The organism is Actinoplanes sp. NPDC051470 (assembly GCF_040682035.1).
Lineage (GTDB): Bacteria > Actinomycetota > Actinomycetes > Mycobacteriales > Micromonosporaceae > Actinoplanes.
Window position 1 is genome coordinate 49,750 of the sequence record NZ_JBFBAA010000025.1, and the last position, 19,001, is coordinate 68,750.

Below are 19,001 nucleotides of genomic sequence, written 5' to 3' on the forward strand. Positions count from 1 at the left end.
TCTCGGCCGGGTTACTCGGCGCTGATCAGCGCCCGGCCGCGACGTTCTACACCGGGAAGACGGCGGGGCTGGAGCGGATCCACCCGGTGACCACGTCCGGCCAGACCGGCCTCGCGAAGAGATAGCCCTGGCCGTACGGGCAGCCCATGCGCTCCAGCAGCTCGTGCTGGGCCGGCTCCTCGATGCCCTCGGCGACCACGGTCAGGTCGAGGTTGCGGGCCAGCGTGACGATCGCGTTGACCAGCGCCCGCTGCTGGCCGCTGCCGAGGATGTCGTCGATGAACGATTTGTCGATCTTCAGCACGTCGACCGGCATCTGGCGCAGGTAGCTCAGCGACGAGTAACCGGTGCCGAAGTCGTCGATCGCGATGCGTACGCCCAGCGATCGAAGCTCTCGCAAGTCTTTCCAGACCTGCTCGACGTCGCGCAGCACCAGGCTCTCGGTGATCTCCAGCAGCAGCTGCCCGGGCCGCGCGCCGGTCTGGGCCAGCGCCTCGCGCACCTGGCCGACGAACCCGGCCGACCGGAACTGCCGGGCCGACACGTTCACGCTCACGTAGCCGGGCGCCTCCCCGGACCGGCCCCAGGCCACAACCTGGCGCAGCGACTCGCGCATCACCCAGGCGCCGATCCCGGTGATCGCGCCGTTCTCCTCGGCCAGCTCGATGAAGTGCTGCGGCGCGAGCAGCCCGCGGGCCGGATGCTGCCAGCGGACCAGCGCCTCCACCCCGGCCAGGGCGCGGCCGCTCAGCTCGACGATCGGCTGGTACTGGATCACGAACTGCTCGGAGTCGACCGCGTCGTGCAGCGCGGTGCGCATCTCCAGCCGTTCCTTCATCGCCGAGTGCAGGTCGCTGCGGTACGGCTGCCAGGTGCCCTTGCCCGCGCCCTTGGCCAGGTACAACGCCATGTCCGCGTGCCGCAGCAGCTCGGTCGCGTTCTTCGCGTCCCGGCTGACCGCCACCCCGACGCTGGACGCCGCGCTGACCACGTACATGCCGCCCAGGCCGTCGCTCAGGTCGACCGGCACGCTCAGCGCGGCCACGATCCGGGCCGCCATGTCCTCGGCCGCGCCCGGGTCGTCGCTCTGCTCGATGAGGATGGCGAACTCGTCGCCGCCCATCCGCGCCGCCGTGTTGCCGGCCCCGACCGCCGACGCGATCCGCTTGGCCACGGTGACCAGCAACTGGTCGCCGACGGCGTGCCCGAGCGTGTCGTTGACCTCCTTGAAGTCGTCCATGTCGACGAACAGCACGCCGATCGCCGCGCCGTCCCGCTCGGCCAGCGTGAACGCGTGCTCCAGCCGGTTGCGGAACAGCACCCGGTTGGCCAGGCCGGTGAGCTCGTCGTGGAACGCCTGATGGGCCAGGTCGTTCTCGAGCCGGCGGCGCTCGGTGACGTCCCGCAGGGTGAGCACCACGCCCTTGACCGTGCGGTCGTCACTCAGGTCGCGGGCGTCGCACTCGACCTGGAGCAGGCGGCGGTCGGCGCACACCGCGGTCAGGTCGGCGCCGTCCAGCGTGGCGCCGCGCCCGACCCGGACCTGGTCCAGCAGGTCGGTCAGCTCGTGCCGGTGGGTGTCGGCGATGATCGCGGTGAGCGGCTGCCCGGTCAGCTCGGTGCGGCCCAAGGTGGTGGCGGCGGACGGGCTCGCGTACGTGATGGTGTCGTCGTCGCCGATGATCAGGATGACGTCGGAGGCGCTCTGGATGAGCGTACGGAAATAGGCCTCGCTGTCCCGCTGGTGCACCTCGCTGGTCAGCCGGATGCGTTCGAGAACCACCGCCACCTGCTGGAACAGCGCCTCGAAGGACGGGCGGACCGAGTGCAGCACGCCGAGCGGGGCGCCCAGCGCGGCGACGCCGAGCCGGGGTGGCGTGCCGGGCAGCGGGACCACGCCGTACAGCACCGTGTCGTATCCGTTGGTGGGCACGTCCGGCGGCACCTCGACCGCCGGGACCAGCCCGAACCCGGGCTCCCAGCGCTCGTCGCCCAGCTCGCGCTCGGTGATGAACAGCTCGTACGGCTTGGCCGGCGGCATCAGCTTGCCGGTGGCCTCCCGCAGCGCGCCCTGCACATCGTCGAACGTGGCGGCCGAGAACAGCGTCGCGCTCGCCTCCCGCAGCCCCCGCTCCCGGGCCGCGGCCTGCCGTTGCGCGGTGATCAGCCCGCCGACCCGGGAGAGCACGAGCAGGAACATCAGCGCGGCCGCGGCCGCGATCACCGGAGCGTCGTCGATCTCGTTCTGCAGGTACTCGATGTAGAGCACCACCGGGGCGATCAGCGCGGCGACGGTCATGATGGCGAGCCGGCGGCTGCCCGGCCCGGCCTCGGCGTGCGCCTCGCGCTGGTTGCCCAGCTGGGTCATCGACGGGTGCAGGCCGGCCAGACCGAGGAACAGGTAGTAGAGGATCCAGCCGATCTCGACCGGGCTGCCGGTGGCCCAGGCGGTGTCCAGCCGGGCCAGCCCGTAGACGACGTCCGAGGCGAGCAGGCCGACGATGCCGGCGGCGAGCACGGTCAGCGACCGTGGGCTGCGGCCCGGCGCCACCAGCAGGCGCAGCAGGATGGCCAGCGAGAGCACGTCGCCGAGCGGGTAGCCGACCGAGACGACCTTCTCCAGCAGCGACAGGTCGGTGGCGCGGGTGTACGGCGCGATCAGGTAGACCCAGGACAGCAGGCCCAGGCCGACGGTGGGGACCAGGGCGTCGAGCAGGGCGGCGCGGTTGCTGCCGGCGCCGGCCTGTACGCGTACGAAGATGAGCAGCCCGGCGGCGAGCAGCACGTAGACGACCAGGTAGAGGATGTCGGCCGGCCCGGGAAACGATGGTGTGCCGCTCAGCGCCTGGACGTAGTAGATCGAGTCGCCGGCCGCGAAGCAGGCGACCGAGGCGGCGATCAGCGCCCAGGGCAGCCGGCGGTGTGGCCGGTGCAGAACGGCGCCGGCCACGATCGCCGCCGTGCTGGACAGGCCGATCGCGCTCCAGGCGTACACGTGGCTGCCCGGCCAGGCGTAGTAGATCGCGGACAGGAGCACGATCCAGGCGACGAAGCACCACTGCGCCACACGCGCCCGCATCCGTCACTCCGATCCGGCGATCACCCCGTCATCGGGAAGATCGGATGGCGCCGCCCATTCCTGAGCCCACGCCTCCCGCGACGTCACCACTGTCCGGTCTGTGTCGGCCGCCTCCTCGGCCGCCAGCGCCAGAAGATGATCTTGAAGACCCGAGGCCAGCGGGTACGGAGGGGAGCCCTCGCCGCGCACCCAGTCCGCCATCCGGGTCAGCAGCGTGGCGATCGCGATCTCCTCGTCGTTGAACCGCGGCCCGGGGAACGGGTTCCGGAACAGCACCCGGTCACCGAACGTCAGGTGGTCGGTGTTGTAGCCATCGAGGTCGAGGTCGTAGCCGGTCTGCCGGCGGACGATGGGCGTCCGCGCGATGGTCTCCGGGCCGAGCAGCCGGACCACCTCGTCGTCGCGCAGCTCGCCGTGCGTGCCGCGGACCAGCAGCCGCCGGAACCGCAACTGGTTGTGCCACTGGTTGTCGGTGAAGTCGTACAGGCCGGAACGCCCGTCGCCGAAGTCGAGCACGCCGAACGTGGTGGTGGCCGGCTTGGGCTCGTCGTCGCCGGTCCAGCCGTCCCGGGTCAGCGGGTCGACCAGCGGCGCGGTGGTGCGCGTGGCCCGGACGGTGACCGGCCCGTACCCGATCGCCATGAATCCCCGCATCATCGAGATCGCGTGGTACATGTGCGTCGACGACACCTGCACCTGCGTGGGCGTGCCGATCACCCCGGCCCGGACGGCGGCCAGACGGGCCGCGTGGGCCGGGACCATCAGGTACTGCTCGGCCACCTGGACCAGGCCGGACGCGCCGACGTCGGCCCAGAGCGAGCGCAGGCCGTCGGCGTCCGGGGCGGGCGGGGTCTCGGCCAGCACCGGCAGGCCACGCTCGACCGCCGCGCGGACCACCGAGGGGTTGACGTCCCACGGCACCGCGGTGACCACGAAGTCCGGCCGCGGCCCGTCGTCCAGCGAGGTCAGCGCCGGCACGGCCAGGTCGCGCGGCGAGCGCACGACCGCGCCCAGGCACTCCAGTCCCGGAATCTCGGCGGCGATCCGCCAGAACATCTCGGCCCGCCAGGCCGCGCCCACCACGACGAAACTTGTCATACCGCGAGACTAGATTCATCGCGTGCGATTCCTCGTCGGCGCCGCGCTGCTTGTTCTCTCCGACGTGCGGCCCTATCGGCTGCCGTGACGGCGCTCGCAGTTTGCGGCGGCCCGGCCAGGGGCAGTCCGCGGTGATGACCGACCGCAACCGCTGGAAGGCGATGTCCGTCGCGCTGGTGGCGGGCTTCATGACGCTGCTCGACGTGAGCATCGTCAACGTCGCCCTGCCCTCCATCCGCGCCGACCTCGACCTGTCCGCGGGGGATCTCCAGTGGGTGCTGTCCGGCTACGCGCTGACCTTCGGGCTGCTGCTGGTGCCGGCCGGCCGGTTCGGCGACGCCCGCGGCCGGCGCAACGTGTTCATCGTCGGCGTCGCGCTGTTCACGCTGTCCAGCGCGGCCGCCGGCCTCGCTCGGAGCGCGCTGTTCCTGGTCGTCGCCCGGCTGATCCAGGGCGCCGCCGCCGGCGTGGTCAACCCGCAGGTGTCCGGCCTGATCCAGCAGCTGTTCGAGCCGAAGGAGCGGGGCAAGCCGTTCGGTCTGCTCGGCGCCACCATCGGCGTCAGCACGGCGGTCGGCCCGCTGCTCGGCGGGCTGCTGATCGCCCTGTTCGGCGCCGAGAGCGGCTGGCGCTGGATCTTCTACATCAACGTCCCGATCGGCATCGCGGCCATCGTGCTGGCCATGCGCTACCTGCCCGGCTCGGCCGAGGCGAAGGCGAAACGGGAGTCGCTCGACCCGATCGGCGTCCTGCTGCTCGGCCTGGGTGTGCTGTTGCTGCTGTTGCCCCTGGTGCAGGAACGGGAGTGGCACGGCCCGGCCAAGTGGCTGCTGATCCCGGCCTCGGTGGCCGTGCTGGCCGCGTTCTACGCCTGGGAGCGCCACCACGCCCGGAGCCACACGCCGGTCATCGAGATGGGCCTGTTCCGGGTTCGGTCGTACGCGCTGGGCGCCCTAATCGGCATGCTCTACTTCGCCGGCTTCCCGGTCATCTTCTTCACCTACACGCTCTACCTCCAGAACGGGCTGCGGTTCAGCGCGCTCGCGTCCGGCCTGGCGGTCACGCCGTTCGCGGTGGGCGCGGCGGCGGCGTCGGCGCTGGGCGGGCGGATCGTGGCGCGGTCGGGCCGCCCGCTGGTCGTGACCGGGCTGGTCATGGTGGCCGGCGGCCTGGGGGCGACGGTGCTCGTGCTGAGCCTGGTCGCGGGCAGCGGCGGCGTCTGGCCGGCCGCCGTCCCGTTGCTGGTCGCCGGGGTGGGCAGCGGCCTGGTGATCAGCCCGAACCAGACGCTCACCCTGGCCGAGGTGCCGGTGCGGCGGGCCGGCAGCGCCGGGGCGGTCCTCCAGACCGGGCAGCGGATCGGCACCGCGCTGGGCATCGCCGTGGCCGGGACGGTCTTCTTCGCCCAGCTGGCGAGCTCGCGCGGAGACTGGATCCCGGCGTTGCGGGCCGCCCTGCTCGTGGCGATCGGCTTCGTGCTGGTGGCGCTGGTCGCCGCGGTCGTCGACGTGGTCGCCTCGCGCCGTGAACCGGCGCCCGAGCGCACCCCTGAGCCGGTGGGCCGGCCGGGCTGACGCTCGATGCCAGTCCTGGGCCGGGCCGGGTCCGTCCGGTCAGCCGGCCAGCGCGTCCACGAGCCGGCGGGCCGAGCCGGCCAGGTTCCACCGCTCGGCCAGCGCGAGCAGCTTCTCCTCGTCCTTGGGCGCCTTGGGCAGGGCCGGGTCGAAGTCGGGCAGCTTCACGTCGAGGGCCACCTTGCACACCGGCAGGGCCCGGTCCAGGTACTCCTTCGCGTCCTTGAGCTTGTTACGGACGCCCGGGGCGAAGCCGGCGTCCGGGTCGTCCAGGGCGGCCAGGATCTGGTCGACGCCGCCGTACCGGTTGACCAGGCGCGCGGCGGTCTTCTCGCCGACACCCGGGACGCCGGGCAGGCCGTCGCTCGCATCGCCGCGCATCGCCGCGAAGTCGGCGTACCAGCGGGCCGGCACCCCGTACTTCTGCATGACCAGGGCGTCGTCGGCGTCCTCGAGCTTGGCCACGCCCCGCCCGCAGTAGAGCAGCCGGGTGCCGCGCTCGTCGTCGACCAGCTGGAACAGGTCGCGGTCGCCGGAGACCACCTCGACCGGGGCGGGCTGGGTCGCGGCCAGCGTCCCGAGCACGTCGTCGGCCTCGTACCCGTCGACGCCGAAGGCGGGAACGCCGACCGCGGCGAGCACCTCGAGGAGGATCGGGATCTGCTTCTCGAGCGACGGCGGCACCACCTCGACGTCGCCGTGGGCGACCCGGTGCTTCTTGTACGACGGCACCAGCTCGACCCGCCAGGCCGGCCGCCACGACGCGTCCAGGGCGCAGACCAGGCGGTCGGGGCGCCGGGTGCGGATCAGCTGGGAGATCATGTCCATGAATCCCCGGACGGCGTTCACCGGCTCGCCGGCCTTGGTCTGGGCGGCCTTCTCGGGAATCCCGTGGAACGCACGGAAGTAGAGGCTCGGCGCGTCCACGGCGAGGAGCGGCTGTCGAGGTTCAGACATGCGGTGAGCCTATGCCCTGTCTCAATTCACTTTCGAGGCGCTTCACCAGGTGGCGAATGTGGAACAGGGCACCCCCACAAAAACCAAACGAGCGTTAAGCTAGGGCCATGGTGGAGCGGGTGCTGCCGACGGACGACGCGTACCAGCTGCTGGGACTCGCCGAGGAGATCGCCGACGGGGAGCTCACGCCCCGGGCCGCGGACTTCGAGGAGCGGGGCGAATTCCCCCGGGAGGTGATGCTGACCCTCGGGCGGTCCGGCCTCCTCGGGCTGCCCTACGCCGAGGACGACGGCGGCTCGGGTCAGCCGTACGAGGTCTACGTGCAGGTGCTCGAGGTCCTGGCCGGGCGCTGGCTGGCCGTGGCCGAGGCGGTCAGCGTGCACACGCTGTCGTGCTTCCCGGTCGCCCAGTTCGGCTCCGAACGCCAGCGCAAGATGTTGCCCGACCTGCTCGGCGGCGACCTGCTGGGCGCGTACTGCCTCTCCGAACCGGCCGGCGGCTCGGACGCCGCGTCGCTGACCACCAAGGCCGTCCGCGACGGTGACGACTGGGTGGTCAACGGCACCAAGGCCTGGATCACGCACGCCCGCCAGGCCGACTTCTACAACATCTTCTGCCGTACGGGCGGGCCCGGCGCCACCGGCATCTCGTGCCTGCTGGCCGACCGGGGCACGCCCGGTCTCGTGCCGCAGGAGGCCGAGCGGACCATGGGCCTGCGCTCGTCCGCCCCGGCCCAGATCGTCTTCGACGACTGCCGGGTGCCTACCGACCGACTAGTCGGTAACGAGGGGGCCGGGTTCACCATCGCCATGCAGGCCCTGGACGCCGGTCGCCTCGGCATCGCGGCGTGCTCGGTCGGCCTGGCCCAGGCCGCGCTCGACTACGCCCTGGCGTACTCACGCGAACGGGTGCAGTTCGGCCGGCCCATCGGCGACTTCCAGGGCATCGGGTTCCTCCTGGCCGACCTGGCGACGCAGGTGTCCGCGGCCCGGGCGCTGCTGCTGCACGCCGCCCGGCTCAAGGACCTCGGCCGCCCGTTCCGCATCGAGGCGGCGAAGGCCAAGCTGTTCGCCTCCGACGTCGCGATGCGGGTGACCACCGAGGCCGTGCAGGTCCTGGGTGGCGCGGGTTACGTGCGTGACCACCCGGTGGAGCGGTGGTTCCGGGAGGCGAAGATGCTCCAGATCGTCGAGGGCACCAACCAGATCCAGCGGCTGGTTATCAGCCGCGCGCTGGCCAAGGGCGAACGCTAGGCCGTGCTTGATGACCCGACTAGGGTGTCGCCGTGGAAGAGATCGACCGGGCGATCGTGGGCGCCCTCACCGCCGACGGCCGATTGTCGTACACCGACCTGGCCGAGCGGGTCGGGCTGAGCGTCTCGGCCGTGCACCAGCGGGTCCGCCGCCTCGAGCAGCGGGGCGTGATCAGCGGCTACACGGCCAAGGTGTCGTACGAGGCGCTGGAGCTGCCGCTGACCGCGTTCGTGGCGATCCGGCCGTTCGACCCCTCCCAGCCCGACGACGCCCCCGAGCGGCTGGCCCATCTCTCCGAGATCGACTCCTGCTACTCGGTGGCCGGTGAAGACTTCTACCTGCTGCTGGTGCGGGTGGCCGGTCCGGCCGACCTGGAGCGTCTGCTGCAACAGATCCGCACGGCGGCCAACGTCACGACCCGCACCACGGTGGTGCTGTCCACCCCGTACGAGAACCGGCCGCCTACGATCGCAGAATGATTCCGTGGAATACATCTCGGCTGGCGGCGTTGTTCGATGACGTGGTCAGGGTGGAGATCGAGCTGTGGGACGCGGTCGATCGGCGGCTGAAGGAGCGCTTCGGGCTGCCCGTGGGGCGGTTCCAGGTGATGCGGGTGATCGCCGGCGGCCAGGGTGTCCGGGTGCAGGACATCGCCGGGACGATGGCGGTCACGGTGGGTGGGATCAGCAAGCTGGTCGACCGGATCGAGGCGGCCGGGCACTGCGTGCGGGTCGCCAAGCCGGGCGATCGGCGTTCCTCGCTCATCGAGATCACGCCGGCCGGCCGGGACCTGGTCGCCGCGGCCGAGGAGGCGCTCGGCGAGGAGCTGAACCGGCTGCTCGAGGGCGTACCGCTGGACGATTTCGCCGGCTCGCTGGCCACTCTGCGAAGCGTGCTCATCGAAAGGAACCCGAGATGAACGACACCATGCGGGCCATCGTGCTGGACGCGCCCGGCCCGCCGTCGGCGCTGGTCGAGCGGCGGCTGCCGATCCCCGAGCCGGAACCGGGCGAGGTGCTGATCAAGGTCAGCGCGTTCGGGCTCAACCGGTCCGAGCTCCATCTGCGGCTCGGCCTGGCCGAGAACGCCACGTTCCCGCGCGTGCCGGGGATCGAGGCGACCGGGGTGGTGGCGGCCGCGCCGGGCGGCGAGTTCGCCGAGGGGCAGCCGGTGATGACGATGATGGGCGGGATGGGCCGGGCCTTCGACGGCGGGTACGCGGAGTACACGCTGGTGCCGGCCGGGCAGGTGATCCCGTTCCGCAGCGACCGCGAGCCGGCCGAGCTGGGCGCGATCCCGGAGACGCTGCAGACCGCGTACGGGTCGCTGACCGTCGGGCTGGACGCGCGGCGCGGGCAGTCGGTACTCATCCGGGGCGGCACGTCGTCGGTCGGCATGACCGCGGCCGTGCTCGCGAAACACTGGGGCCTGACCGTGCTGGCCACCACCCGCAACCCGGCCAAGAAGAGCGCGCTGGAGAACGTCGACCACGTGCTGATCGACGACGGGAACGTGGCCGATCAGGTGCGCGAGATCTTCCCGGACGGGGTCGACGGGGCGATCGAACTGGTCGGCACGCCGACCCTGCCGGACACGTTGCGCGCGGTGCGCGTACACGGGACGGTGTGTTTCTCGGGTCTGCTCTCCGACGAGTGGATCGTGCCGGAGTTCTATCCGATCGGATACCTGCCCGCCGGGGTGCGCCTGACCGGCTACGGGGGCGAGGCCGCGAACCTGCCGGCCGCGGCGCTGCAGGAGTTCCTGGACGCCGGGCTGCGGGTGCCGGTGGCCAAGGTCTATCCGATGGACCGGATCGCCGAGGCGCACGACGACATGGAGCACAACCGGGTGGCCGGCAAGCTCGTCGTCACGGTGTGAAGCGGTAGCCGACGCCCGGCTCGGTGATCAGGTAGCGCGGGCGGGACGGCTCCGGCTCGAGTTTGCGGCGAAGGTTCGCCAGGTGTACGCGCAGGTAGTTGGTCTCGTGCTCGTAGCGCGGGCCCCACACCTCGCGGAGCAGGTCCTTCTGGGTGATCAGCTTGTCCGGGTGACGCACCAGCACCTCGAGCATGTGCCACTCGGTCGGCGTGAGCCGGACCTCGTCCTCGCCGGCCCGGGTCAGCCGCTTGGCGCTGAGGTCGATGGTGAAGTCGGGCGTCGTCACGACGGCGGCGCCCGGCTCGGGGGCGGCCCGGCGCATCGCCGCGCGTACCCGAGCCAGAAGTTCGTCCATCCCGAACGGCTTGGTCACGTAGTCGTCGGCGCCCGCGTCGAGGGCGGCCACCTTCACCGCCTGGGCGTCCCGCGCGGAGAGCACGATGATCGGCGTCGTGGTCCAGCCGCGCAGGCCGCGCACCACCTCGACGCCGTCCAGGTCGGGCAGCCCGAGATCCACGATGACCAGGTCGGGCGGCGATGTGGAGGCGGTTTCGAGCGCGGTACGCCCGTCCGCCGCCGTCGCCACCTGATAGCCGCGGGCGTTCAGGTTGATCCGCAACGCCCGCCGCAGTTGGTCGTCGTCGTCGACCACGAGGATCCGGCCGTCAGCCACCGCCGTCCGCCGCCTCTCCGGCCGCTCTTATCTCGGCCCGCGCCGCCCTCAGGCTGATTCTCATGGTCAGGCCGCCGCCTTCGGTCGGGGTCGCGGTCAGGGTGCCGCCCTGCGCCTCGGTGAAGCCGCGGGCGATGGCCAGCCCGAGGCCGAGCCCGCCGCCGGTGTGGTCGTCGAGCCGCTGGAACGGCGCGAACGCCGCCGCCAGCCGCTCCGGGGCGATGCCCGGCCCATGATCCTCCACGGCCAGGTTGACGTTCACCCCGCCCGTCCACCCGCGGATGGTCACCGGCCCGCCCGCGGCCTGCGCGTTGGCCAGCAGATTGACCAGCACGCGCTCCAGCAGGCCGGCGTCGGCGAGGGCCTCCGGCAGATCGTCGGGTACGTCGACCAGCACGTCCCCGCCGACGTGCAGCACGACCTCGGCCACCACCCAGTCCAGGGCGACCGGGCGCAGGTCGACGGCCAGGGCGCCGGCCTGGAGGCGGCTCACGGCCAGCAGGTTGTCGATGACCGCGGTCAGCCGGTCGGCCGACTCCTCGACCGTTGCCAGCAGCTCGGCCCGATCCTCGGCGCTGAACTCGACGTCGGGCTGCCGCAGACTGCTCACCGAGGCCTTGAGGCCGGCCAGCGGCGTACGCAGATCATGACCCACCGCCCCGAGCAGCGCCGACCGCAACCGATCGGTCTCGGCCAGCCGCGCGGCCTCCGCGGCCCGTGCCGCCGTGGCGTCCACGGCCAGCCCCGCGGCCACCGCCACCAGCAGATACACGGCCAGCGCGACCAGGTTGTCGCCGCCCTGCACGGCCAGCGTCCGGTACGGCGGCACGAAGAACCAGTTGACCAGCAGCTCCGCGGCCACCGCGGCGCCCAGCGCCGGCCACAACCCGCCGAACGCCGCCCCGCCCAGCACCGGCACGAGGAACAGCAGCACGACAACCGGCAGCGACACCTGGTCCCGGAACGGCGCCAGCGCCCCGGTGGCCACCCCGAGCCCCGCCACCGCGGCCACCACTCCCGCCGCCCGCGACCGCCTCACCGGCCGATTCTCGCAAACCCGGTGCGGAATCCGACGTAGGACGGTCAGCCGGCCCGGCGGTAGCGGATGTGGGTGGTCAGCGGCGAGTGAAGCACCTCGACCGGTTCGAAGCCGAACGACTCGACCCCGTCGAAGATGCGCTCGCCCGACCCGAGCAGCACCGGCGCGATGTCGAGGGTGAGCTCGTCGATCACGCCCGCGATCAGGGCCTGCCGAACCGTCGAGGCCCCACCGGCGATGTCCACGCCCTTGTCGCCCGCGACCTCGCGCGCCGCGGCGTAGGCCGCGTCGAAGCCCGCGGTGACGAAATGGAAGGTCGTCCCGCCCTCCATCTCGATCGGGTCATGTTCGTAGTGGGTCAACACGAACACCGGGGCGTGATACGGCGGTTCGGCGCCCCACCACCCGGTCCATTCCTCATCCCAGTCCCCGCGGATCGGCCCGTACATGTTCCGGCCCATCACGTAGGCCCCGCGCGGGCGCATGAGCCACTCGGCGGCGATCTTGTCGGCGTCATTGGCCCGCGGGTCGCCGATGTGCCAGCTGTGCACCTCCCGGCCGCGCTTGCCCAGCGGGTTGTCGCGGCTCTGATCCGGCCCGGCGGCGAAGCCGTCCAGCGAGATCGACATGTGGCACGTGGTGTCCGACATCGCAAACCTCCCAAGCGATTGCAACTTGCAAGCGGTCCTGGCGGACGTTAGCAGGTCGGCGTCGCCCCCCGGCGACCCGCACCAGGTGAGGTATCAGGAGCGACGAAGTCGACCGCCGCAGCACGCGCCACGATGTCGATACCGTCGCCGAGTGCCCACTCCGCGACCCGCGACGCGACCGCCGCGGGGACGACGTCACTGATGTCGGGGGCCGCCGGGATGTCGTAGGTCGCATGCGCGTCGTGTGGCAGCACCACACCAAATCCGAGCCGCAGAGCAGCCCGGGCCGTCGCGCTGACACACATCTCTGACATGACCCCACAGATCGCCAGCCTGCGCACGCCACGACGGTGGAGCAGTCCGCCGAGGTCGGTGTCGTCAAAACCGTCATCGCCGGTCTTGCCGATGACCACCTCGTCGGCGCCCTCGTGGACCGGAAGGTACAGCTCCCACCCCGGCGTGCCCGGCTCGTCCACCTCCCCGGCCGGCCCATCGTTCTGCAGGTGAACGACAACCGCCCCGACCGCCCGCGCCTTCGTCACCAACCCCACGATGGCCTCCGTCAGAGGTGCTGCCGCGGGCACGGCGCCAGCCCCGCAGACGAACGCCACCTGGACGTCCACCACGACCAACGCCTCCGCCAGACGAATCTCCGCAACCACGCCCAACATCATCACGCACGTGACCGGCCAGAAAAAGCCCGACCGCCCGCGCCCTCGTCAAGGTGGAAAGGGCTCAATGATCAATGTGTCCTGGAAAATGACAATCCCAGTGATCATGCCATTGTGTCGTTGAGCCCTTGCATACCGATCACCGTAAAGGTTCGCGACACGGGCGGTCCGCAATGCTCTTGCCTCGAGCCCCGTGAGGCCGGCCGGTATATTTGACCGATCGAGTTTCGGCGGCGGCCCGCTTCGACTGCCGATACGGTCGGTCGGGAACGCAAGGTTACCCTCGTTGCTGCCCGAAGAGGCGCTGCCTTCGATAGCGCTGATTGCGAGCATGACACGATGAGCCTGGGGAGGCCGTCCAAGGAGCAGGGTTCGTCGGCCGAACAAGCGCCTTGTGCCCGAGCCGCTCGGCGCTCCGGCTCGGCCGCGCTGGGTATGTGGGCCTTGCAGCGCGCGGCCGGCAACCGGGCAGTCACACAACTCCTGCACGGGGCGACCGTGCAGCGCCATCCCGCCTTGGAGAGCGAGTTGCTGGGTGGCGAGCCCCGCATGGCGAGTGCGCATGACAACGCACCGCCATTGACGGCGGCGGATGCCAGATCAGATGTAGCGATGATGCAGCAGGGGCTCGCCGCGACTGGTTCTCCGCCGACGCACTCGACGGGAGATTTCGACGGGTTCGATGGCGTCTGGGGTCCCGCAACGACCCGTGCGGTGCGCGATTTCCAGCAGAGGAAGGGCATCGCACCCGGCGGATGGGAGGCGGGCGCCCGGACGCTGTCGGCGCTCGACGGCCTCCTTCCGGCCAGACCGAAGCCGGTGGCCGACGATCTGCCCGAACTGCCGTCCAGCCCGGACGTCCGGCGCGGCGACGAGGATAGCGGGTTGTCCGTAGCCGATCCCGGGACAGGGCCCGTGGCGGAGCCCGTGACCATCGACCAGCAACCTGCGCGGCAACCACCGGCGCCAACACCACCGAGCCCGCAACCGCCTGCACCGAAGCCCAGCAACGACGTAGACAAAGCGGTCGTAGAGGCCGCGTCGAAGTCACCGTCGATCGCGGCGGCGATCGCCCGCGTCAAACGAGAGGGATTCACCTATCACGCGGGAAATCCCGGGCAGTCGGTAACCAACATCGCGCTCAGGCAGATTTTCATCGCGAGCGACGTCTCCCAGTCCGACGCGGTCATACGAGTGATCTACGAGACGGCCAACGCGGAGAACGTAGACCTTTTGAGGGAAGCGGCTAAGTCGAGGACAACGGTCAAGGACGGCACGGCCTGGGCACGCAAGGTGATCGAGGCTGAGACGACGACCGTTCTCACCACGGCCCGTCGGGCCGAGGAGGCCGGGCTGGTGTACAACGCTGCCATTCAGAAAACCATCCGTCCGTTTCTGGTCAAAACCCCGGACGGCCTGTCGTTCAAGCCTGGCGGGTTCGACAAGGCCTTCGCGCTCGTCTTCCGGGACCTGTTCGACAAGGCCAGAACCGATAGCGGCGAGCTCGCCCGTGATGCCTACCGCAAGCAGTGGGAGGAATGGAAGAAGCTTCAAGAACGTTGACCCCGCCCGCGCGGACGGGTTTGAAGTTGACGAGTGTGCGGCGTGTAACCGATTCAGTACCGCCGCTCGGTCGCGTAGCGCACTATCGGTAACGGGTATCATGATCGGGTGAAGACTTTCCTCGTTCTCTTTCGCGGCATCAATGTAGGGGGAAAGAACAAGGTTCCGATGGCGAGCCTGAAGAAGTTCCTCGAAGGGCTCGGGTTCGCCGATGTCTCGACCTACATCGCCAGTGGGAACGCCATTCTGGCGTCGGATCAGGATGCTGACGAGATAGCGTCCCGCATCGAAACGGCGCTGCCCGGACACTTTCTTCTTGACAGCGAGATCATCAAGGTTCTGGTGCTCTCGCGACAGCAATTGCGGTCGGTGGTGGACGACCGGCCGGAAGGCTTCGGTGATCAGCCGGACAAGTTCCACAGCGACGCGATCTTCCTGATGGGTGTCGACGTCGCCGAGGTGATGCCGGTGTTCAATCCGCGCGACGGCGTCGACCGGGTGTGGCCGGGTAATGGCGTCGTCTATTCGCAGCGCCTCAGCGCTCAGCGCACCAAGAGCCGGCTCAGCTCGATCATCACCTCACCGCTCTACAGGTCGATGACCATTCGCAGCTGGGCCACGACGAGGAAATTGTCGGAAATGCTGGTCATGAGAGACGCTCAATAGCGTCGCGGCCCCACCGGTGTGCCGGCCGGCCGGGCACGACGCCTAGCCCTGGCCCTTCAGTAAGGGCTGCTGATGGCGGGCCTCGGGAACGCGAAAGTGCCTTCTGATCTGGAACGATGGGACTTGTCTAGGGCCACATCTGTCCATCATCGGAAGGCACTCTCAAGGTGCAGAGTACCGGCACGCGTCCGAAGGTTGTTGTCACCGGTGGTGCTCGCGGGGTGGTCGGTCATGCCGGCGTCCGCCTGCTCACCGATCTGGCTGATAAGACCGGGTTGACCAGCGGTTTCGTTGAAGCGCTCGGGCTGGACCGGGTGCGCCGCTCGGTGCATGAGCCGGGCCGCGTCGCCGTCGATCTGGCGGTGCTGCTGGCTGATGGTGGTGAGGCGATCAGCGATCTCGCGGTGTTGCGGCAGCAGCCGAGCTTGTTCGGGCCGGTGGCTTCGGACCCGACCGCGTGGCGGGTCCTCGACGCGATCGACACTGCGGCACTGGCCCGGTTGCGGGCGGCTCGCGCCGCCGCGCGGGAACTGGCGTGGGCTCAGCTGATCGAGACCCGCCGCGGATTGCCCGCGACAACGATCCTGGGCCGCAGGTTGCCGGGGTTCGTGCTGGACCTCGACGCGACGATCGTCCTCGCTCATTCGGAGAAGGAATCGGCGACACCCACTTGGAAGGCGTCGTTCGGATTCCACCCGCTGTTGTGTTTCCTCGACGCCACCGGCGAAGCCCTGGCCGGGATGCTGCGCCCGGGTAACGCCGGCAGTAACACCGCCGCCGACCACATCACCGTCCTGGACCAGGCCCTGCAGCAGATCCCCGAACCCTGCCGTTACGGCGTTCCGGTCCTTGTCCGGTCCGACTCGGCGGGCAGCAGCCACGAGTTCCTCGCTCACCTGCGCGGCCTGCGTGAGCAGGGTGTGGCGACCGAGTTCTCCGTCGGTGTCGCGATCACCGAAGGAGTCCGGGCCGCGATCACCGCTGCCGACGATTGGGTGGCGGCGATCGACGGCGACGGCAGCCTGCGTGACGGCGCCGAGATCGTCGAACTCACCGGCCTGACCAGCCCTGGCCTGCTGGCGTCGTTCCCGACCGGCACCCGGCTGATCTGCCGCCGCGAACGTCCGCACCCCGGCGCGCAACTCTCGCTGTTCGACCAGGTCAACGGCAAACGGCATCAGGTCTTTGCCACCGACACACCGCACGGCCAAGGTTCAATCCAGTTCCTCGAAGTCCGGCACCGCGCTCATGCCCGCGTCGAAGACCGCATCCGCACCGGCAAAACCACCGGGTTCGGCCGATTCCCGTCCCGCCAGTTCGCAATCAACCAAGCGTGGCTGGAACTCGCTCTGACCGGCATCGACCTGCTCGCCTGGACTCAAGCGCTGCTCCTGGACGGCGCGATGGCCGCCGCCGAGCCGAAGAAGCTGCGTTACCGGCTGCTGCACGTCGCCGCGAAACTCACCCGCACCGCCCGGACCACCACCCTGCGCGTCGCCGCCGGCTGGCCCTGGACCAACGACCTCGTCCAAGCCTTCCAACGCCTCGCAGCCCTACCCGAACCCGTTACCTGACAACAAAATCCGCCGCCGACCCACAACCAGGACCACGGAGCAACCCGGCCTCCGGCCGGGCGACACCCTCTGCCCGCGGCCACATCACCAAGGCCAAACCCACCACGATCAGCAAACCCGACCAACCCGCACGGCTTACTGAAAGACGGAGGCTAGCATGGGCTCGATGACCACTTCCGGAATGCGACACGACGACGTCCCGACCGACCAGGCCAGGGTGGAGGAGGCGCTGCGGCTGCTGTCCGGCCTGCCCCTCGAGCTCGACGTTGCCGTCAAAGGGCTCAGCCGGGGCAGCGGGGTCTACGCGTGGTGGGCCGACTCCTCGGTCCTTGCCGACCTGCCGGGGCCGCCGAACGAGAACGACCCGTCGCTGCGGCTGCTCTACCTCGGAAGGGCCACCAACCTGCGGGGCCGGATTCTGCGCAACCATCTGAGGCGGTCGGGCAACTCGACCCTGCGCCGCACGCTGGTGGGCCTTCTGGTGTCCGAGGGCTATCGGACGATGTGGACCAACCGGGTGGTCCTGGTTCCCGAGGACGAGCAGCGGCTGTCCGCGTGGATGCACGCTCACCTGCGGTTGACCTGGGCCGAGGACGCGGAGCCGGCGGTGGTCGAGGCCGCGCTGGTCCGGCGCCTGCACCCGCCGCTCAACGTTCACGGCGTCGACCCGGAACACCTTCAGGCGGCCGTGGTCGCGGCCAAGGACGCCTACAACGTCTCGGCCGGCCCGGACGACACCGGCCGGTAGTCGATGCGCCCGGCGGGGCCGGGGGACGCCACGATCTTCGGCCAGGCGGTGTTGTCGATGTCGAGCGCCTTGAGCAGGAAGGCCCACGACGCCCGCCGGACCAGGTCGACGCGGTCGGGGCTCTCGTCGGTGGTGTCGGCCGCCCGGTAGCCGTGGATGCCGCCGAGGGAGTGCTCGCCGCCGAAGATCGTCAGCAGGCTCTCGGCGCCGGGGCTGAGGTCGTACACGTCGGTGAACCAGTCGGGGCCCCGGGTGGACAGCTGTGACTGGTCGTGGTCGCCGGCCACCACCAGGGTGGGTGTGGTCAGCTCGGTGAAGTCGGGGCTCATGAAGGAGAAGTGCTCCCGGGCGAACGGCGAGAGGTCGTCGCCGCCGAGGCCGGTCGTGGCCAGGAGGACGCCGGCCTTGACCCGCTTGTCGGTCGCGCTCGGGCCGGGCCGGCCGTCGGCGTCGAGCACGCGGGCGCCCAGCAGCATCCCGGCCGACTGGCCGCCCCAGGAATGGCCGGCCACCGCGAGCCGTTCCTGGTCGACCCGCCCGGCCAGGCCGGGGATCGCGGTGAGGATCGTGTCGAGGTCGTCGATCACCCGGACGAGGTCGGCGACGCGGGTGCGCCAGATCTCCGGGTAGCGCGGGTCGGCGGGGGTGAGGCCGAGCGTGGCCGAGTCGAGGAAGGTGGGCTGGACCACGACCAGGCCGTTGTCGGCCCAGAAGTCGACGAGCGGGTCGTACGAGTCCATGGCCTGCCCGAACCCGTGCGCGAACACGACGACGGGCAGGTCGCGCCCGGTTGCCGGGGCCGAGACGCGGACCTGAAGGTCGTCGCCGCGGTGAGGCGCCGGCAGGACGACCGGTTTGGCTGACAGGAGCATGAGTGGTCCTCTCGCTAGAATCGGAGCAGCGTTCCGGTTCACTATACGGAGCAATGCTCCGTTTCGACAAGGGAAACCGCGAGCGGACCCGAGAGCGTGGGAGGATGCACGGATGTCTGCGACCCCGAAGCGCCGCGCGGACGTGGAACGCAATGAGCGCGCCCTGCTCGACGCGGCCGCCACGGTGTTCGCCACCTCCGGCGTCGACGCGACCGTGCGCGAGGTCGCGGCGGCGGCCGGCGTGGGCATGGGGACGCTGTACCGGCACTTCCCGACCCGGGCCGATCTTGTGGTCGCCGTCTACCGGCACCAGATCGACGCGTGCGCCGACGCCGGCCCGGCCCTGCTGGCCTCAGCGTCGTCGCCGTTCGCCGCCCTGCTCGACTGGATCCACCTGTTCGTCGACTTCCTCGGCACCAAACACGGCCTGGCCTCGGTGATGCAGGGCGACCCGACCGGTTTCTCGGCGCTGCACACGCTCTTCCTCGACCGGCTGATGCCGGTCCTGTCCGACCTGCTGACCGCGGCCCGGGCCGAGGGCGAGGTCGTCGCCGACATCAGCGCCTACGAACTGCTCCGAGCGGTCGGCGACCTGTGCGCCTGGGCCGTGCCGGACTCGGACTACGACGTCCGCCGGATCGTCACCCTGCTGGTCACCGGCCTCCGCCAGGAACAACCCAAGCCGAACGGCTGACCCCGTCGCGTC

18 protein-coding genes are annotated in these 19,001 nt (G+C 70.6%); 10 read left to right on the top strand and 8 right to left on the bottom strand.

The window, feature by feature from the left end:
• Positions 1–46: 46 nt before the first annotated feature.
• Together AB0M54_RS34140 and AB0M54_RS34145 are read right to left on the bottom strand one after the other, a co-directional pair.
• Entirely contained in the window at positions 47–3,079 is a 3,033-nt protein-coding gene (locus AB0M54_RS34140) for an EAL domain-containing protein (RefSeq protein WP_364475886.1), read from the bottom strand.
• Between the two features lie 3 nt (positions 3,080–3,082).
• Positions 3,083–4,177: a gfo/Idh/MocA family oxidoreductase gene (locus tag AB0M54_RS34145; RefSeq protein WP_364475888.1), complete on the bottom strand. Its 1,095-nt coding sequence runs from the start codon at positions 4,175–4,177 to the stop codon at positions 3,083–3,085.
• A 134-nt stretch (positions 4,178–4,311) separates the two neighbouring features.
• On the opposite strand from AB0M54_RS34145, the gene AB0M54_RS34150 reads away from it, so the two are divergent.
• Positions 4,312–5,751 (top strand): MFS transporter, encoded by a 1,440-nt coding sequence (locus AB0M54_RS34150; RefSeq protein WP_364475890.1) that lies wholly within the window; start codon positions 4,312–4,314, stop codon positions 5,749–5,751.
• A gap of 39 nt (positions 5,752–5,790) precedes the next feature.
• Here AB0M54_RS34150 and AB0M54_RS34155 read toward each other — a convergent pair whose 3' ends face one another.
• Entirely contained in the window at positions 5,791–6,708 is a 918-nt protein-coding gene (locus AB0M54_RS34155; RefSeq protein WP_364322072.1) for a 5'-3' exonuclease, read from the bottom strand.
• Between the two features lie 107 nt (positions 6,709–6,815).
• Between AB0M54_RS34155 and AB0M54_RS34160 the strand changes: the two genes are divergently transcribed.
• The 4 genes from AB0M54_RS34160 to AB0M54_RS34175 are packed head-to-tail and all read left to right on the top strand — an operon-like array spanning position 6,816 to position 9,839.
• A complete protein-coding gene (locus AB0M54_RS34160) occupies positions 6,816–7,961 on the top strand; it encodes an acyl-CoA dehydrogenase family protein (protein ID WP_364322070.1) in 1,146 nt (381 codons plus the stop codon).
• Between the two features lie 32 nt (positions 7,962–7,993).
• Positions 7,994–8,440 (top strand): Lrp/AsnC family transcriptional regulator, encoded by a 447-nt coding sequence (locus AB0M54_RS34165; RefSeq protein WP_364322068.1) that lies wholly within the window; start codon positions 7,994–7,996, stop codon positions 8,438–8,440.
• Entirely contained in the window at positions 8,437–8,880 is a 444-nt protein-coding gene (locus tag AB0M54_RS34170; RefSeq protein ID WP_364322066.1) for a MarR family winged helix-turn-helix transcriptional regulator, read from the top strand. The genes AB0M54_RS34165 and AB0M54_RS34170 overlap by 4 nt, the downstream gene beginning before the upstream one ends.
• Positions 8,877–9,839: a zinc-binding dehydrogenase gene (locus tag AB0M54_RS34175; protein WP_364322065.1), complete on the top strand. Its 963-nt coding sequence runs from the start codon at positions 8,877–8,879 to the stop codon at positions 9,837–9,839. Before AB0M54_RS34170 ends, AB0M54_RS34175 begins: the two co-directional genes overlap by 4 nt.
• Here AB0M54_RS34175 and AB0M54_RS34180 read toward each other — a convergent pair.
• The 4 genes from AB0M54_RS34180 to AB0M54_RS34195 are packed head-to-tail and all read right to left on the bottom strand — an operon-like array spanning position 9,829 to position 12,863.
• Positions 9,829–10,512, bottom strand: a complete 684-nt coding sequence (locus tag AB0M54_RS34180) for a response regulator (RefSeq protein WP_364322063.1) — start codon at positions 10,510–10,512, stop codon at positions 9,829–9,831. The two genes, AB0M54_RS34175 and AB0M54_RS34180, sit on opposite strands and share 11 nt — an antisense overlap.
• Positions 10,505–11,551 (bottom strand): DUF4118 domain-containing protein, encoded by a 1,047-nt coding sequence (locus AB0M54_RS34185; protein WP_364475892.1) that lies wholly within the window; start codon positions 11,549–11,551, stop codon positions 10,505–10,507. The genes AB0M54_RS34180 and AB0M54_RS34185 overlap by 8 nt, the downstream gene beginning before the upstream one ends.
• A 44-nt stretch (positions 11,552–11,595) precedes the next feature.
• On the bottom strand, positions 11,596–12,201 hold the full coding sequence (locus AB0M54_RS34190) for a dihydrofolate reductase family protein (RefSeq protein ID WP_364475894.1): 606 nt from the start codon (positions 12,199–12,201) through the stop codon (positions 11,596–11,598).
• Positions 12,202–12,248: 47 nt separating this feature from the next.
• Complete coding sequence (locus AB0M54_RS34195; RefSeq protein WP_364475896.1) at positions 12,249–12,863, bottom strand: isochorismatase family protein; 615 nt, start codon at positions 12,861–12,863, stop codon at positions 12,249–12,251.
• A gap of 348 nt (positions 12,864–13,211) precedes the next feature.
• Here AB0M54_RS34195 and AB0M54_RS34200 point away from each other — a divergent pair, with 348 nt between their 5' ends.
• The 4 genes from AB0M54_RS34200 (at position 13,212) to AB0M54_RS34215 (ending at position 17,423) form a co-directional block, all read left to right on the top strand.
• The gene (locus tag AB0M54_RS34200) at positions 13,212–14,435 is read left to right on the top strand and encodes a peptidoglycan-binding domain-containing protein (protein WP_364322057.1); all 1,224 of its coding nucleotides are present in this window, start codon (positions 13,212–13,214) and stop codon (positions 14,433–14,435) included.
• Positions 14,436–14,543: 108 nt separating this feature from the next.
• Positions 14,544–15,101, top strand: coding sequence for a DUF1697 domain-containing protein (locus tag AB0M54_RS34205; protein WP_364475898.1), 558 nt, complete (start codon positions 14,544–14,546; stop codon positions 15,099–15,101).
• Positions 15,102–15,268: 167 nt separating this feature from the next.
• Positions 15,269–16,675 (top strand): IS1380 family transposase, encoded by a 1,407-nt coding sequence (locus AB0M54_RS34210; protein WP_364475900.1) that lies wholly within the window; start codon positions 15,269–15,271, stop codon positions 16,673–16,675.
• Positions 16,676–16,841: 166 nt separating this feature from the next.
• On the top strand, positions 16,842–17,423 hold the full coding sequence (locus AB0M54_RS34215) for a GIY-YIG nuclease family protein (protein ID WP_364322053.1): 582 nt from the start codon (positions 16,842–16,844) through the stop codon (positions 17,421–17,423).
• Here AB0M54_RS34215 and AB0M54_RS34220 read toward each other — a convergent pair.
• Complete coding sequence (locus AB0M54_RS34220) at positions 17,384–18,295, bottom strand: alpha/beta fold hydrolase (RefSeq protein ID WP_364322051.1); 912 nt, start codon at positions 18,293–18,295, stop codon at positions 17,384–17,386. The two genes, AB0M54_RS34215 and AB0M54_RS34220, sit on opposite strands and share 40 nt — an antisense overlap.
• 112 nt (positions 18,296–18,407) lie before the next feature.
• On the opposite strand from AB0M54_RS34220, the gene AB0M54_RS34225 reads away from it, so the two are divergent.
• On the top strand, positions 18,408–18,989 hold the full coding sequence (locus tag AB0M54_RS34225) for a helix-turn-helix domain-containing protein (protein WP_364322049.1): 582 nt from the start codon (positions 18,408–18,410) through the stop codon (positions 18,987–18,989).
• The last annotated feature ends 12 nt before the right edge of the window (positions 18,990–19,001 follow it).